The organism is Mergibacter septicus, from assembly GCF_003265225.1.
Lineage (GTDB): Bacteria > Pseudomonadota > Gammaproteobacteria > Enterobacterales > Pasteurellaceae > Mergibacter > Mergibacter septicus.
Map to the genome: position 1 here is coordinate 1470949 of NZ_CP022013.1, position 16746 is coordinate 1487694.

13 protein-coding genes are annotated in these 16746 nt (G+C 37.3%); 9 read left to right on the plus strand and 4 right to left on the minus strand.

Going from position 1 to position 16746, the window contains the following annotated elements:
- Positions 1 to 311 precede the first annotated feature (311 nt).
- Genes CEP47_RS06940 through CEP47_RS06965 form a run of 6 tightly spaced genes read left to right on the plus strand, consistent with a single transcriptional unit; the run spans position 312 to position 8350 of the window.
- Positions 312 to 2159: a transferrin-binding protein-like solute binding protein gene (locus CEP47_RS06940; protein ID WP_265482623.1), complete on the plus strand. Its 1848-nt coding sequence runs from the start codon at positions 312 to 314 to the stop codon at positions 2157 to 2159.
- A gap of 26 nt (positions 2160 to 2185) precedes the next feature.
- Complete coding sequence (locus tag CEP47_RS06945) at positions 2186 to 4768, plus strand: TonB-dependent hemoglobin/transferrin/lactoferrin family receptor (protein WP_265482624.1); 2583 nt, start codon at positions 2186 to 2188, stop codon at positions 4766 to 4768.
- 52 nt (positions 4769 to 4820) lie between these two features.
- Entirely contained in the window at positions 4821 to 6236 is a 1416-nt protein-coding gene (locus tag CEP47_RS06950) for a surface lipoprotein assembly modifier (protein ID WP_265482625.1), read from the plus strand.
- A gap of 14 nt (positions 6237 to 6250) precedes the next feature.
- Positions 6251 to 7108, plus strand: coding sequence for an energy transducer TonB (locus CEP47_RS06955; protein WP_265482626.1), 858 nt, complete (start codon positions 6251 to 6253; stop codon positions 7106 to 7108).
- A 6-nt stretch (positions 7109 to 7114) separates the two neighbouring features.
- Complete coding sequence (locus tag CEP47_RS08880; protein WP_322597384.1) at positions 7115 to 7921, plus strand: MotA/TolQ/ExbB proton channel family protein; 807 nt, start codon at positions 7115 to 7117, stop codon at positions 7919 to 7921.
- A gap of 9 nt (positions 7922 to 7930) precedes the next feature.
- Complete coding sequence (locus CEP47_RS06965; protein ID WP_265482627.1) at positions 7931 to 8350, plus strand: ExbD/TolR family protein; 420 nt, start codon at positions 7931 to 7933, stop codon at positions 8348 to 8350.
- 101 nt (positions 8351 to 8451) lie between these two features.
- Here CEP47_RS06965 and fabB read toward each other — a convergent pair whose 3' ends face one another.
- Complete coding sequence (gene fabB, locus CEP47_RS06970) at positions 8452 to 9672, minus strand: beta-ketoacyl-ACP synthase I (protein WP_265482628.1); 1221 nt, start codon at positions 9670 to 9672, stop codon at positions 8452 to 8454.
- A 129-nt stretch (positions 9673 to 9801) separates the two neighbouring features.
- Between fabB and mnmC the strand changes: the two genes are divergently transcribed.
- From mnmC to glmM, 3 genes are all read left to right on the plus strand, one after another.
- Positions 9802 to 11886 carry a bifunctional tRNA (5-methylaminomethyl-2-thiouridine)(34)-methyltransferase MnmD/FAD-dependent 5-carboxymethylaminomethyl-2-thiouridine(34) oxidoreductase MnmC gene (gene mnmC / locus CEP47_RS06975; RefSeq protein WP_265482629.1) on the plus strand — a complete coding sequence of 695 codons (2085 nt, stop codon included), beginning with the start codon at positions 9802 to 9804 and terminating at the stop codon, positions 11884 to 11886.
- Positions 11887 to 11895: 9 nt separating this feature from the next.
- Positions 11896 to 12741 carry a dihydropteroate synthase gene (folP, locus tag CEP47_RS06980; protein ID WP_265482630.1) on the plus strand — a complete coding sequence of 282 codons (846 nt, stop codon included), beginning with the start codon at positions 11896 to 11898 and terminating at the stop codon, positions 12739 to 12741.
- Positions 12742 to 12842: 101 nt separating this feature from the next.
- Positions 12843 to 14183, plus strand: coding sequence for a phosphoglucosamine mutase (gene glmM / locus CEP47_RS06985; RefSeq protein WP_265482631.1), 1341 nt, complete (start codon positions 12843 to 12845; stop codon positions 14181 to 14183).
- A gap of 34 nt (positions 14184 to 14217) precedes the next feature.
- On the opposite strand, the gene ndk is transcribed toward glmM, so the two are convergent.
- The 3 genes from ndk to CEP47_RS07000 are packed head-to-tail and all read right to left on the minus strand — an operon-like array spanning position 14218 to position 16635.
- Entirely contained in the window at positions 14218 to 14637 is a 420-nt protein-coding gene (gene ndk, locus CEP47_RS06990) for a nucleoside-diphosphate kinase (protein ID WP_261920301.1), read from the minus strand.
- A gap of 58 nt (positions 14638 to 14695) precedes the next feature.
- Positions 14696 to 15982: an aminopeptidase PepB gene (gene pepB / locus CEP47_RS06995; RefSeq protein WP_265475101.1), complete on the minus strand. Its 1287-nt coding sequence runs from the start codon at positions 15980 to 15982 to the stop codon at positions 14696 to 14698.
- A gap of 41 nt (positions 15983 to 16023) precedes the next feature.
- The gene (locus tag CEP47_RS07000) at positions 16024 to 16635 is read right to left on the minus strand and encodes a VOC family protein (protein ID WP_265482632.1); all 612 of its coding nucleotides are present in this window, start codon (positions 16633 to 16635) and stop codon (positions 16024 to 16026) included.
- Between the last annotated feature and the right edge of the window lie 111 nt (positions 16636 to 16746).

Genomic DNA, 16746 nt, shown 5'->3' on the forward strand with positions numbered 1-16746 from the left:
GGTATCCTCTAAATAAATATAAAAATTGTCTCTTCAAATCCCTGATTTATCGCAAAACAACAGAATCACTTTCGCAATAAAGCGGCTATTGTATAGATGAAACCTAGAGAACAAAAGAATTTTTAATTCGGTTTTGCCTATAACTTCAGCAAAGTAATTTCTAATGCAAACGATTAAATAATCATCAATATTATTGTGAATGATAATAATTCTTATTGCTAACAAATTTAATTTAAAATACAATACCCACTCTTTTATTACCCTTTTTTAATTACTCCATTCTAATTAGTGTGAGTTTTAAGGAGAATTCCGTGAAATTACATAAGCATTACTTAGCTATTCTATTATCAGCCAGTTTAACTGGTTGTCTTTCTGGTGGCGGTAGTTTCGATGTAGAAGAAGTGGAACCAACAAAAGTTATTAATAATCCAGCCGATAAAAAAGTTACCTATAAACAAGCTGAAAAACCTGATCCGCAAAATTTTAGTGAAATGGGTGCAACCTTTAATAGTCCGATTCCAATTAATTTGCTAAGGATAGGTGAAACGGGGGAATTATATACAGTAAACCCAGCTGAACAGCATATCCATATAGATGAAAACTATGATCAATTAATTATTCGCTACCCAGCTAAAGAAAATAATCAAAAAGTAATTAAAGAAGAAAAAATTAACATAAATATCAAACCTGAAGGTACAACAAATGGTAAATGGGGTTATTTAACAGAGAAAGGAAAAACACAATATGGTGTTATTGAAATAAAACACAATCAAAAATTAGTAGGTAAATATTATGCTGACAGTAGCTTTGAAGAAGCACGATTAAAACTTTTTACATTTGATAACACTAAAGTCGGCTTTGTACGAATCAAAAATCCTACATCTAATAATTCATGGATAAGCTCAATTTTCTACCGAGGAAAAGATAAAACCACTGATGTTCCTATTTCAGGAACTCTCACCTATAAAGGTTACTGGGCATTTGCAACCCAATTAGCAACTAACGATTATGAAAAAACTATGGGGGGAAATGGACAAGACTTAACAATTTATACTGCTGATTTCAAGGCTGATTTTTCTACTAAACAACTCACTGGTGAGCTAAAAGGATCTGATGAAGATTTTAATTTTGACTACAAGATTAATGCTAATATAAAAGGCAATGGCTTTACAGGAAATGCCACAGGTGAATATGAGTATAAATTTAATCGAGAGAAATATAAATCTCCTGCCACAGTATCTGGTTCATTCTTTGGTAAAGGAGCAGCAGAATTAGCAGGAAAAGCGATTGCAAATGATAATGCTTGGGCTGGGGTCTTCGCTGCGAAGAAAGAAAATGGTGGAACAGACATTAAAACTGATGGCGATCTCTTCCAAGCTGGGGTGATGACCTTTACTGCCGTTCCTTCTAACTCCGCCGCCAGCACCCAACCAGCCTCAATGGATAGTTCCTCTGCTTCTAATTCTAAATCACCTAATTATCAATTAGGGAAATATCAAAAAGTTAACTACTCAGGCGATATCGAAAAATTACAAGTTGACGGTATGTTAATCGACCTCACCAAAAATTCTGACTTAAACAAAGCTTGTTGTTCTGCAAAAGAAGGCGAAGAAAATGGTTTAACCACTCAATCAGTTAAATTCGGCAAATATGGTTACACCAAACAAGCTCAAAATGGTTCTAATACTAGTAACGAAGATAATAAAGTTGGTGGTTATTTTGTTCAAGGTGTCTTAACCCCTACCTCAGAAGTTCCTACAACAGGTACCAGTAAGTACGATGGGCGTTGGTATGGTTATGCTAGCAGTGATAAAGGTGTATTTAGTGGTGAAGCATTAGATGCAAAATTTACGGCTAAATGGCAAGAGAAACAATTAGAAGGAAAACTGTTTAATAAAAATCAAACAGGCGATGGTTCCTTAAATTTTACAGCAACAATTTCTGGTAATTCTTTCACTGCCAATAATTCAAAACTTGAAGTTGCTACAGATACATCAAAAGATAGCCTAAATGATACAAAAATTACAGTAAATGATATCAAAGTTGAAGGGCATTTTTACGGCAAAAATGCAAATGAATTAGGTGGGCATTTTTATTCTGAAGATAAAAAAGCTGGCGGTGTCTTTGGGGCAAAACAAATTGAAACCCAATCTAAGTAAATTTTATCATTAAAGGAATTTTGACTATGTATAAGCATACTTTTCATTCTCGTTTTTTATTAAACATCATAACGTTTTCTTTACTTGGATTGGCACTACCAGCAATGGCAGAAGATAGCGAAAAAAATCAAGAAACGCCCTTAAATACCATTCAAGTTTTCGGTTCAAAAAAAACTCAACCTCTGAATTATGACGTAACAGGTTTAGCTGAATTGAAAAAAACAGCAGAAAAACTACAAGCCGATCAAGTAGAAAATATCCGTGATTTAACCCGTTATGATCCAACCATTGGTGTCAATGAATCTGGTGGACGAGGCACCTCTCGTGGCTTTTCAATGCGTGGGGTAGATAAAGAAAGGGTTGGAATTACAGTTGACGGGTTTTCTTCTGCCCCTATTTTACGCCGTTACGATCGTAAATATCTACATTCTGCCTCAACCCAAAGTTCATCTATCGGCGAAGTTGAATACGAAAACTTAAAATTGGTGGATATTCGTAAAGGTTCTGCCTCAACAGAAACAGGAAGTGGTGCGTTAGGTGGTTCTGTCAGTATGACAACAAAAGATACCGCTGATTTCTTCTCAAATGATACAGATAAATTAGCTGGGCGTGTAAAACTCGGCTATACCTCAAAAGATTTACGTAAAGTATCTTCCTTTGCTTTAGCTGGCAGAGAAGGAAAATTTGAAGGGTTTATTCAATATACCATTCGTGATGGGCATGAAATTAAAGCACACGGGGATTTATATGATACGGGCAATTTAGTTCGATATTATGATCCAAATGGTACAGGTAATATTTTAGAAAGCTATTTCAAAGCGAATGAAGTTAGTGGTTCAACCAGAAAAATCCCTAATCCATTAGACTATCATAGTGAAGCCTTACTCAGTAAATTTGGCGTCCATTTAACCCCAGAACACTATCTTGGTTTAATTCTTGATCATAGTAAACAACGTTATTTCATTCGTGAAATGAGCTTGCCAAACTACCATACTGATCAAAACACCCCTAAAATCTTCGATGATCAAGTTACAGATAGTCAGATTGTTAAATATACACCAACCTTATTTTATACCGATAAACATTCCAATAATCGGATAGGGTTAGAATATAAATTTACACCAGTCAATAATACTTATCTTGATTCTGCAATCGTACATTTAGATTACCGTAAATTAAAACTGAGAAGTAATGTTGCAAGATTAAACTGTGCGACATTCCCTAATGTTAATTCAAATTGTTCAGTTGTAAATGATGTCAATATCTACGGTCAACGGAAGTCGGTTGATGACGCCTTACTATCAGAAAATGATATAAAAATTGATTTCTACACAAATAAAAAAATGCAAATTATGAATCGCAATCATAATGTGTCATTTTTTGGTGGTACGATTTACTCAACTTATATGGTTGACGATAATTCGCATTACTCATTAAATAAAGTTGAAAGCAGCCAACCAAAACCAAATGAATGTACCTATACTACACCTATAGACTCGGAAAAATTTGGCAAGGCTCATTACTGCTATAAAAATCAAAATGAATTCTATTCGACTGGGAAGCTGAAAAGTAAAAATTACTTTGTTGGCTTAAGTGATAAGTTTGATTTTAACCAATACTTACGCTTAAGTTTAGCGGGTCGATTTGATAGTACTCGTTTCTTTGCCAATCCAACGGAACAACAAAAATTAAGAGGTAATCATAATATTAATTCTTCTTATAATAATTATTCCTATGATATTGGGATTGCAATTAAACCGATACGATCTTTTTCAATTAACTATCGCCTAAGTTCTGGCTTCCGTGTTCCAAGTATTATTGAGCAGATTGGACCATTCTTTAACACTGATGAAACGGTAAAAGGTTTTGAACAAGGCAAATTGAAAGCAGAACAATCCTTTAATCAGGAGATTGGTTTCAATTATATTGCCCCTGCGTTTAAGTTATCTGTAAGCTATTTTAATACCGATTATAAAAACTTAATTGATTGGGCAGCAAAACCAGCGGCAGATCGTGTAGGGGATCATTATGCGTTTTATAATATCCATAATTTTAAAACACACGGTATTGATGCAAAATTATCACTTGATGCCTATTCATTGTGGAATAAATTACCTGAGGGCTTAGAATATTCTATTAATGTCGGTGTGAATAAATTAAAAAAACTGTACTTACCAAGTGCAGAGTTTAGTTCCTTCAAGACTTATCCTTTTGATGCGATTTCTCCACTAAAAGTGGTTCAGGTATTAAGTTATAACAGTAGCGATGAAAAGTATGGTTTCAACATTATTCATACTTATTCAAAAGGTAAAGATCCAAAAGAATTAATCAGTTATACACGAACAGGTGGCTATGAAGCAGAAGGGGCTCGCTTTGCGAATATCCGTACCCGTAGCTGGTTCACCACCGATTTAACTGGCTATTATCGCTATAACAAAAACATAACGGTACGTGCTGGTGTATATAACCTGTTTAACTATCGCTATATCACTTGGGAATCCGCCCGCCAAACAAGTTTTAGCCCTGAAGCACGAATCAGTACCAATAATTACAGCATACTTGCTGCTCCGGGTAGAAACTTCCTTATCAACTTAGAAGTGAAATTTTAGTTAACACAAAACAGGCAGGTTAAGTTTGTTAAACCTGCCTTAGGTATCAATAATGAAAAAAAGTTGTAGTATTATTTTACTCACTCTCATTGCCAAATCAGGGGTAGCAAATGGCAACTTAACGCCTTTACCTCCACCAAATAATTATTTAACGACACCTATTTGGTCGTCTGATAAGCAAATTAAAAAACCTAATTTAGCTTTTGATCGTGAAAGCAAAACCTTAACGCTTGATAGCCAAACATTAAGCAATGATCCAGCACTTTTACGCCAAGCGATGATTGCAGTTATTCGACAACGTTATTTAGCTGGGATTGAAAAAATATTACCGTTATATCGACAAAGTCCCATCGCCAACCCTGAATTGATTGCCTATGCACAAGGACTATTATTTTTAGGGCAAAATAAAGCCAGTGAAAGTGCGGCTGAATTTGCTAAGATATTACAAAAATATCCTCAAGCACAAACTGCACGCTTTTATTATGCGGTTGCTACTTTTGAGAATAACCATTTTTATCAAGCAAAACAGTTATTTGAGCAATTATTGCAACAAGATCCACCGCCTTCTATTCAACAAGAAATTAACCAATTTTTAGCGGCGATTGATGGGCAACAAGCTTGGCGTTTTCGAGCTAATCTAAATTGGAGCTATGATCGCAATATTAATAACGCTCCAGATGAACGTTACTCAGGTGGTTTTACTTTTCCAGAAAAAGTGAGTGATACAGGGATTTTCTATCAATTTGGGTTAGAAAAAAAACTGGTTGCTAATAAAGGGGTCTATTTTCAACCTGCTTTTGAGTTATTCGGTAAATACTATCTGAAAGAAAAAGCCTATAACGATACTAAAGCTAATCTTAGTTTTGGAATTGGGCTAGAAAATCAAACTCAAGATTTTCTCTTACAACCTTTTGCACTAAAACGTTGGTATGGCAACAAACTTTATAGTAATACCAGTGGCTTACGCTTAGGTTGGTTACAACAATGGCAACCTCAATTTTCTACCTATGCAGGCTTAGGCTATGAAACAGAAAGGTACTTAACCTCCTCTTTTCTCAATGGGCATAAGCAAAGCTTTAGTTTAAGAGAAAATTACCGCTTAACCCCAAATCAGACGATTAGTTTTGGCCAAGATTTTAGTCGTAAATATGGTACCAGAGATCTTGATGATAGTTATCGAGAGTGGGGATTAATCGTTAATTGGTATCAACAATGGCACAATGGGTTAGCGTCACGGCTGGGATTAAACTATTTAAAAACAAATTATCAAGGTGCTACTCTCTTAACAGGAAATCAGAAACGCCGAGATCAGGAGTGGGGAGTCACCACCACTTTCCATCACCAGAAAGTAGCAATTTATGGTATTCGTCCTAAATTAACCTTGCGTTATCTCCGCCACAATAGTAACAGTGCGTTACATCGTTTTAGTAAAAAAGAACTCTTTCTAACTTTTGAACGTACATTTTAGATGAGGCGTGAATTGTGAATGATCTGAATTCAGAAAAAAATGGTTGGTTAGCGATAACTCTATTTTGTGTAGTCATTGCACTACATAGTTTGGCTATCTATGCCATCTTAAGTACACGTACCCCACAACTGCAAATTGCTTCAATGTCAACCTCGGATTCAACTGAAGGGGCTTCAGTCAATGAATTACTAGAGATTGTTGCGATTGAAGATTTCGTCCCAGAAGTGAGTCAACAACCGCCTGAACCACCGAAAGAAACTTTTTCTGTTACCGCAACTGAACCAGAACAAGCGGATTTAGTTGAACCCTCAATAGAAAATACCACCGAACAGGTGGTTGAAAAACCTATTGAGCCTGTTCAAGCTGTAACAAAACCACAAAAAATTGAAAACAAAAAAGAGGAGCCACAAAAGATAACCAAAACACCTCGTCAGCCTGAAAAAACAGTAAAAACAAAACCTAAGAAGGAGGTAAAACCTTCTCAACAAAAACCACAAGAGGGAAATAGTAACCAAACGGTGAAAGGTGAGAGTGGTAATTCTCGCTTAGCTCGGGGTAAACAAGGGGAAGGTGTTGCGAGTGAAACCTCTGCTTCACACCGTGGTAGTTACCTACACAACCCAAAACCACCTTATCCAGCAGTTTCGATTGAAAAAGAGGAAGAAGGTACTGTTACTTTGCGTGCTATCGTTGAACCTAATGGACGTCCATCAAAAGTTGAAATCGTCCATTCGAGTGGATACCGCCGTTTAGATCAAGCCGCCCTCAAAGTGGTAACCGAAAAATATCAATTTATTCCAGCGACTAGACTAGGTAAACCTGTACAATCTAGTTATGTTTTTAATATCCAATTTTCATTAACAGATAGGTAAGTAGTTATGAATGAAAATACACAACAAAGCCAAAATACACTTTCAGATATCGCTACTCAGCAAGTTATACCAGAAACTAATATTGCTGAAACAGCAATTACGCCAGATCCTGCTTTAGCCTCTCCCCCTATAACAGGTGCTGAAAACAATACTCCACCTGATGTACTTGATTTACTCTTTGGACACGGTGATCTTGTTTTGCAAGGAACATTTTTATTAATGTTAACTATGAGTATAGTCAGTTGGACTATTCTGCTCTATCGCACTTTTTATGCGATTCAAGTGCGTGTACAAATAAAACGGCATTTAGCGATTTTCTTTAACCAACAAGAACTCTCTTTTAAAGAAAGATTAGCACTGATGAACGGAAAATCGCCGATAAAAACGCTCTTAACTTTAGCCATTAATAGCCGAGAAGAATTATTAAATAGTTCAAATAAAGAAGATCTTAATTATGCAGATTATTTAATGAGTAATATTCGCCACGGTTTAGACAATACGATAAATGCCCAAGATGGAGGATTAACCGTATTAGCCTCAGTCGGTGCGACCGCACCATTTGTTGGCTTATTTGGTACAGTATGGGGAATTTATCACGCTTTAATTAATATTTCAGTGATGGGAAGTGTGAATATTGCAACAATTTCAGGCCCGATTGGAGAAGCATTGATTGCAACCGCATTTGGGCTTTTTGTTGCGATTCCTGCAGTATTAGCCTATAACGCTTTAAACCGCAGTAATCGGGTTTTAGGACGAAAATTAGATAGTTTTGCACACAATTTATATCGACTCTTTTTACACCAAATAAAATAAGGAAAAACAATGGCATTTGGTAATTTTAATCAAAATGATAATGAAATGGCGGATATGAATGTAACGCCATTGGTCGATGTTATGCTGGTATTGTTAATTGTATTTATGATCGCAATGCCTGTTTTTACTTCATCAATTCAAATTCAACTGCCACAATCAACAACCGTCAGTGAAAACGTGAAATCCCCTAATATCATTCGGGTGATTATTGATGCTGATGGCAAATATTATATTGCCGATCAACCTTATCATTTAGATGAATTAAAACAAGAATTACAACGACTTTATCAACAACAAAAAGAAAGTGTAATTGCTATTCGTGCTGATCAAAAAACTAATTATCAGTTTGTAGCAGGCTTATTAGATCTCGCACGCCAAGTTGGTATTAGTAAAATTGGTTTTGTAACCGAAGTTACCCCAACTAAGTAGTCTATTCATTATTACCAAAGCTTAGCCAAATTAGGTTAAGCTTTTAATCAAATAAAAAAACGTACAGACAAAGCTGTACGTTTTTTAATGAATCAAATTAATTAGCCCTGATATCGCTTAAATACTAATGTTGCATTAGTACCACCAAAGCCGAAACTATTTGACATTACTGTCTGTAAGCCTGCTTTGTGACGTGTTTCAGTGATAATGTTGCAACCTTCCGCCTGCTCGTCAAGGGTTTCAATATTGATACTTGGCGCAATAAAATCATTATCTAACATAATTAAAGTATAAATGGCTTCATGCACCCCTGCTGCACCAAGTGAATGCCCAGTCATTGATTTAGTCGAAGAAATTGCTGGCATTTTATCGCCAAAAACAGTTTTAATTGCACTTAACTCTTTTACATCACCAACTGGTGTTGAAGTACCGTGAACATTTAGATAATCCACTGGGGTATCAACATCTTTTAATGCTTGTTGCATACAACGAATAGCCCCTTCACCACTTGGTGCCACCATATCATAACCATCAGACGTTGCACCATAGCCAACAATCTCAGCATAAATTTTGGCACCACGTGCTAATGCGTGTTCTAACTCTTCAACAACAACGACACCGCCACCACCAGCGATAACAAAGCCATCACGAGCGGCATCATAAGCTCGAGATGCTTTAGTTGGCGTATCATTATATTTGGTGGATACTGCTCCCATTGCATCAAATTCACAAGTACATTCCCAAGAAAGCTCCTCTGCTCCCCCAGCAAAAACAATATCTTGTTTACCTAATTGAATTAATTCCCAAGCATGCCCAATACAATGTGCTGAAGTTGCACAGGCAGAACTTAAGCTATAGTTTACCCCTTTAATTTTATACGGTGTTGCAAGACAAGCAGAAACACTTGATGCCATTGTTTTCGTTACAGCATAAGGACCAATCGCCTTCACACCACGTGGACCACGCATTGCATCGCAAGCAACAATCTGATTATGTGCAGAACCTGTCCCTGCTCCGATTACTAAGCCAGTACGCTCATTTGAAACCATCTCTTCGGTTAATCCTGCATCTTCAATTGCTTCACGCATTGAAAGATAAGCATAGGCAGCAGCATCTCCCATAAAACGATAAATTTTGCGTTCAATATGTTCAGCTGGATTAATTTTTAATGTTCCAGCTACTTGTGATCTTAAACCCACTTCTGCAAATTCTGGTACGTATTCAATCCCTGACTTCCCTTCAGCCAACGCTGCTAATACTTCTTCTTTATTGTTACCAATACTGGAAATAACACCTAATCCAGTAATAACCGCTCTTTTCATACTCAATCCTTATTATGTAGTTTAGAATTCGGGTTATGAGCAATATCAATAAAACTCGCCCTACATTATAATATGATAAAAATCCTCAATAAAGTAGCGATATACAGATCAGACCACATAAGTAACACAATGAAAAAGAAAAGTTTAACCGTAATTAAACCTGCAAACCTGACGTTTAATGAAAAAAACACCCCAATTTCAACCCTTTTTGATGATGTTTATTTTTGTCAGCAAAATGGTTTAGAAGAAAGTTATTATGTTTTTTTTGTAGGTAATGATTTATGGCAACGCTGGCAACAATGCCAGAAATCGCATTTTGTGATTGCTGAAACTGGCTTTGGAACAGGGCTTAACTTTCTTTTGATAGCAGAACAGTTTAAGCGTTTTCGCCAACATTATCCCAATGCGACCTTACAACAGCTTTTTTTTATTAGTTTTGAAAAATACCCTTTAACACCTGAAGATTTAGCAAAAGCCCACCAAGCATATCCGCAATTTTCAGCTCTCTCAGAAAAATTAGTTCAACAGCTCGACCAACCTATTTCAGGTTGTCAACGTGTTATCTTTGATCACCTTTATTTAGATCTTTGGTTTGGTGATATACAAGAAAATCTCCCTCAACTTGGGGATTATATGCACAATAAAATTGATGCTTGGTTGCTTGATGGTTTTGCACCTAGCAAAAATCCAGCAATGTGGCAGGAAAGTTTATATCAGCAAATGTATCGTTATACTCGCCCTGATGGTACATTTGCGACTTTCACCGCTGCATCTAGTGTTCGGAAAGGATTATTACAAGCTGGCTTTGAAGTGAAGAAACGTAAAGGCTATGGTAAAAAACGAGAATGCTTACACGGTTACAAAGATCAACAGAAAAACAACTCAGATACCACCTATACTGCACCTTGGTATTTGGCACAACCTGCTAATTTTTCTCACTCTCCTGCGGATATTGCCATTATTGGTGGTGGTATTGCTTCACTTTGTACCGCTGCATCACTCTTACAACGAGGGGCTAAAGTAACACTCTATTGTAAAGATGCTGAAACCGCATTAAATGCGTCAGGAAATAAGCAAGGGGCTTTTTATCCTCAACTTAGTGATGATGATTTACACATTTGTCAATTTTATGCTCAGGCGTTTATTTTTGGACAACATTACTACCGTCAACTAGCACAACAAGGGGTTGAGTTTGAACACCAATGGTGTGGTGTAACGCTATGTGGTTATAACCTCAAAGCACAGCAAAAATTAGATAAAATCGCAGCATTAGGCTTACCACCCACTATTTTTGCCCGTTATTCGGCACAACAACTGAGTAAACTAGCTGGCTTGCCATTAGCTTGTGATGGCGGATTCATTCCCAATGGGGCTTGGATTAATCCACGTCAATTAGTACAAAATTTCTTTACTGCATTACAAAAACAGGGGCTAATCCTCAAAACTGAAACCCAGATCGTTGAATTGCAACAACAAGAGGAAGATTGGCTGCTACGAGATCAACAACAAAATACCTATTCTCATCGTTGTGTTATTCTTGCCAATGGGCATTTATTAACCCAGTTTAAACAAACTGAAAATTTACCGCTTTATCCCGTACGAGGGCAAGTCAGTCAAATTCCAACAACCCCTCAATTAAGTCAATTACGCACGGTACTCTGTTATGATGGTTACCTCACACCCGTTGATCTGGCTAAACAATCGCATTGTATTGGCGCAAGTCATATACGAGATAATAGTGATACGGATTTTTCACCTCTTGAACAACAGCAAAATCAACAAAAAATCCAACAAAATCTTAACCCTGATAGTACGATCCAGTGGGTTAAAGAGGTGGATACCAGTGCAAATCTTGCAAGAATGGGGGTGCGTAGCAGTGCCCGAGATAGGGCGCCATTAATAGGTAATGTTGCTGATATTGAACAACAATACCTTGATTACCATAATCTCTATAATTTACGGCGGCGACGTCAAACGGTTCCGATTGCAAAATCTTTTCCAAATTTATTCTTAATCGGTGGCTTAGGCTCTCGTGGTTTAACCTCTGCACCTTTGCTTGGAGAAACGCTAGCCTCTTTAATTTTCAATCACCCGTTACCTTTAGGGAAAGATATTTTGCATACATTAAGCCCTAACCGTAATTGGATCAGAAAATTACTCAAAGGTATGGCAATTAAAGATCTTAAACAAACAAAAACACCTTCAGAAAATTAAGTGGTATTTATGCATAACACTCAACCAATCCAATCAGAGATCTCTCGCCCACAAATTATGGGTATTTTAAATGTTACGCCTGATTCTTTCTCGGATAATGGAAAATTCTTCAATTTAGATTCTGCTCTTTTTCACGTTGAAGAAATGTTAAATGCAGGGGCAGATATTATTGATGTTGGAGGAGAATCCACTCGTCCACAAGCAAATGTTATTTCACTACAACAAGAGTTAGATCGTGTTCTCCCTATTATTGAAGCCATAACACAACGCTTTGATTGTCTTATTTCAATAGACACCTCAAAAGCTGAAGTTATGCAACAAGCAATTGCTTTAGGTGCGGATATGATTAATGATATTCGAGCATTACAACAACCTAATGCGTTAGAGACAGCCGCTAGATTAAATGTTCCTGTATGTTTAATGCATATGCAGGGAACACCACAAACAATGCAGCATAATCCACAGTATCAAGACGTGGTAACGGAAGTAGAAACTTGGCTAATAACACGAGCTACACAATGTATTGCCGCAGGCATCAAGCCAGACAACATTATTCTTGATCCGGGCTTAGGCTTTGGTAAAACGGTACAACATAACTACCAACTCTTAAAACATTGTCAACGTTTTGCCGCCTTAGGTTTTCCTGTCCTCATCGGCTTATCTAGAAAATCTATGCTAGGTGCAGTATTAAATAAAACCGTTGAACAACGCTTGATTGGTAGTGTCGGTGGTGCATTATTAGCCGCAGTTAATGGTGCAAAAATCTTACGTGTTCACGATGTTGCAGAAACAGTCGAAGCAATCAAAATCTTTGAAGCGATGACACTTGCCGATCAAAGTAACTTTCCCTATTAAAGTGGAAATTTAGTAAGATACGCATAAAACATCATTAAAATAAATATATTGGCAAATTCAAAATAGTTAAAAATGTATTAAACAGAGAAGGATTTTTTCTTATGACAACAGAACGCAAATATTTTGGTACTGATGGGGTTCGTGGCAAAGTCGGGGCTTATCCTATCACACCAGATTTTGCCCTAAAATTAGGTTGGGCTGCAGGCAAAGTATTAGCCGGACAAGGAACAGGCAAAGTTTTAATTGGTAAAGATACTCGAATCTCTGGCTATATGTTGGAATCCGCTTTAGAAGCAGGCTTAGCTGCTGCTGGACTTTCTGCCGCTTTTGTTGGCCCAATGCCTACCCCTGCTATTGCTTATCTTACACGCACTTTTCGTGCCGAAGCAGGAATTGTTATTTCAGCCTCACACAACCCATTTGATGATAACGGCATTAAATTCTTTTCCTCTCAAGGCACAAAATTACCTGATGAAATTGAGTTAGCAATTGAAGCAATGTTAGAACAACCTATGACCTGTGTTGAATCCGCCCAATTAGGAAAAGCAAGCCGTATCAACGATGCAGCAGGACGTTATATCGAATTTTGTAAAAGTACCTTTCCAACAGAAATGAGCCTTGAAGGATATAAAATTGTTGTCGATTGTGCCAATGGTGCAACTTATCATATCGCTCCAAACGTCTTACGAGAACTCGGTGCAGAGGTAATTGAAATTGCGACTAAGCCTAATGGTATGAATATCAATGATCATTGTGGTGCAACTGATATCACTGCATTACAAAATGCCGTTATCCAAAACAAAGCAGATGTCGGTTTGGCTTACGATGGAGATGGTGATCGGATCATTATGGTTGACCATTTAGGTAATAAGATCGATGGTGATCAGATTCTATTTATTATTGCACGAGAAGATCTCCGTTCAGGCAAACTTTCTGGTGGTGTGGTTGGAACACAAATGAGTAATATGAGCCTAGAACTTGCTTTAAAAATGTTAGGTATTCCATTTGTGCGAGCCAAAGTAGGGGATCGCTATGTATTAGAGTTAATGCAAGAAAAAGGCTGGAAACTAGGGGGGGAAAATTCAGGGCATATTATCACCGATAAAAATACCACTGGTGATGGTATCATTGCCTCATTACAAGTGCTAGCGGCAATGGTACGGCATAATATGTGCTTAAACGATTTAGCGAGTGCCGTCCAACTCTTTCCACAAGTGTTAATTAATGTCCGTCTTGAACAGGGAACAACTGCTAATAATTTAGAAAGCGAAGCAGTAAAACGTGCTACCGCTGAAGCAGAGCAATGGTTACAAGGTAAAGGACGAATTTTATTACGCAAATCAGGCACAGAACCACTAATCAGAGTGATGGTTGAATGCCAAGATCACGCCTTAGCAGAAAAAAGTGCACAACATATCGCCGCCGCAGTAAAACATTGTTAAAAAGAAAAAGCTGGAAATATTCCAGCTTTTTTCATTAAAACAACTCATTCTGACTAAAAAAATAGGCGATTTCACGTTCTGCTGATGCTTGGCTATCCGAACCGTGAACACTATTTTGACGTCCATTGAGGGCATAATCATGCCGAATAGTGCCGACTGCCGCTTCAGTAGGATCGGTTTTTCCTATCAGTTCTCGATAAGCTAAAATCGCATTTTCTCGTTCTAATACAACCACCACGACTGGGCTAGATGTCATAAACTCGACTAATTGGGGAAAAAATGGCTTATCTTGATGCTCAGCATAAAAGCCTTCCGCTTGTTCTTGGGTTAAATGTACCATTTTTAAACCAACAATACGGAATTTTGCCGTTTCAAAACGTGCTAAAATCGTACCGATTAACTGTCGTTGGACAATATCAGGTTTTAAAATCGATAAAGTTCGTTCTAATGCCATTACTTTGCTCTCAATATTCACTCAGAATGTGGTAATCCCTTTTCTTCATTAGGATAAATTAAGCGGTGAATAATAAATTTGCTAATGTTTTCACCCCTATACCCGTTGCACCAACTGCCCATAACGCATTTCCTGTTTTACGGAATGTTGCAGAACAATCAATATGTAACCAATTTTGCTGATAATTTTCCACAAAATAAGATAAAAATGCGGTTGCTGTGCTTGCTCCTGCTGGTGTGGAAATACTTGCTGTATTTGAAATATCTGCAAATGAAGATTTAATTTGATCACGATGAAAGGCTTCAAAAGGTAAACGCCAGAACGCTTCATTTTCTTCTTTCGCTGCATTCAACAGTGCATTAACAAGATGATCGTCCATAGAGAGAATTGAGTGGTAATCATTCCCGACAGCTGCTTTTGCTGCACCTGTTAAAGTTGCACAATCCACAATAAATTGTGGGTTTTGTTTTGACGCCTCGATCAAGCCATCAGCCAGCACTAATCGCCCTTCGGCATCTGTATTCAACACTTCAACTGTAACACCGTTACGATAAGTAATAATATCCCCTAATTTAAAGGCGTTATGGCTGACCATATTCTCAGCACAACACAGATATAATTTAACACGATGTTGTAAACCTCGTGCAATGGCAAACCCTAATGCACCAGTAACTAACGCTGCACCACCCATATCACTACGCATACTGTCCATATACTCACTTGGTTTCAAGCTATATCCACCTGTATCAAAGGTAATGCCTTTCCCAACAAGGCAAGCTCTGACTGGTGCATCAGGATCACCACTTGGATTAAAATCAAGTTGCAACATTGCAGGCGGATTTTCTGAACCTTTTCCTACCGTCCAGATCCCTTGATAACCTAACTGTGCTAATTCTTCCCCAGTAATAATGTTAAAAGTAACTGCATTTTTTTCAGCATAAGTTTCAGCTTGTTCGCTAATAAATGCTGCGGCACGTTGTGCTAAAGCTAACGGTGTAATCACATCTGAAGGTAAATTAATTATTTCACGGACAAAATCGCCACAACGCATTCGCTCGTAAAGTTCAGCTTCATCATCACCTTCTAAATGCGGAAATTCAATCGCATAGGTATTCTTAGCCGAATAAAAACCTTGATAAAACGCCCAACATTGTTCTAAGTCCCAATCACCGACAAGTTCAACATCATCTATCCCTTGACCACGTAATTTACGAGCTGCCTGCTGTACTCGTTGATAATCATTTGCTTGCTGAAGATGAATAATCGCCTCATCAGCAGAAAAACTTAATATGGCTGCTTTTCCCCACTGTTGTGGTGCAGCTTGAGTAGAAAGACGAACGATCATAGTCATAATCTATCCTTTTGGTTAATTGTTGTGATGCATAGTCATTCTGCTTGAACGACTTGTTCTATACTATAAGGATGGATTTTAATACATAAATTAAGATCCGCTCCTTGCTTAAATTTACTTTTTTCAATCGTTAAAGGGTTAAAACGTATCGCTATTGATGGGTTAGGTAATTGTTCTCCCTTCACCTTAGGCTGGCTAACTTTAAAACAGAGGTATTCTTTTTCGGTTAACTGAAATAAAGTATCAATTCGTTGTTGCCATTCAAAAATCGTTTCATCAGGTAAAAAAGGCAAAACAACTTCAAAATGTTCCCAGCCTTCCTCAGGGTAGGTTTTATCATTCGGATAAGGTAATTCAACAATATCAATTAATTGTTGACAAAAATCGATGGCTTGATCAAGTTTAAAAAGATAAATAGGTCTGCCATTGACTTGATTCTGGCTTAATATTTTTGCGTTTTGACAAAATACTGCTCGCCATTTATCTGCTTGAGATTGATGATTAGTGCGTAATGCTAGGTGATCAATTTGAACTTGCTTGAGATCTAATCCAATCGCTTCCGCCAAATGAATAAAAGCACGTTTTTTCTGTTCTAATTGTTGTAATAAAGTAGCAATACTTACTGGAAAGTTGTCACTGGTTATCATAAAGAGAACTTCATACTTATCTTGATGAGTTATACCCATTAATCCTAATATTTATTTTTTAATCTTATACTTTATCTTGGCTTTTAGCTTTTCTCAACACAAGATCCCTTG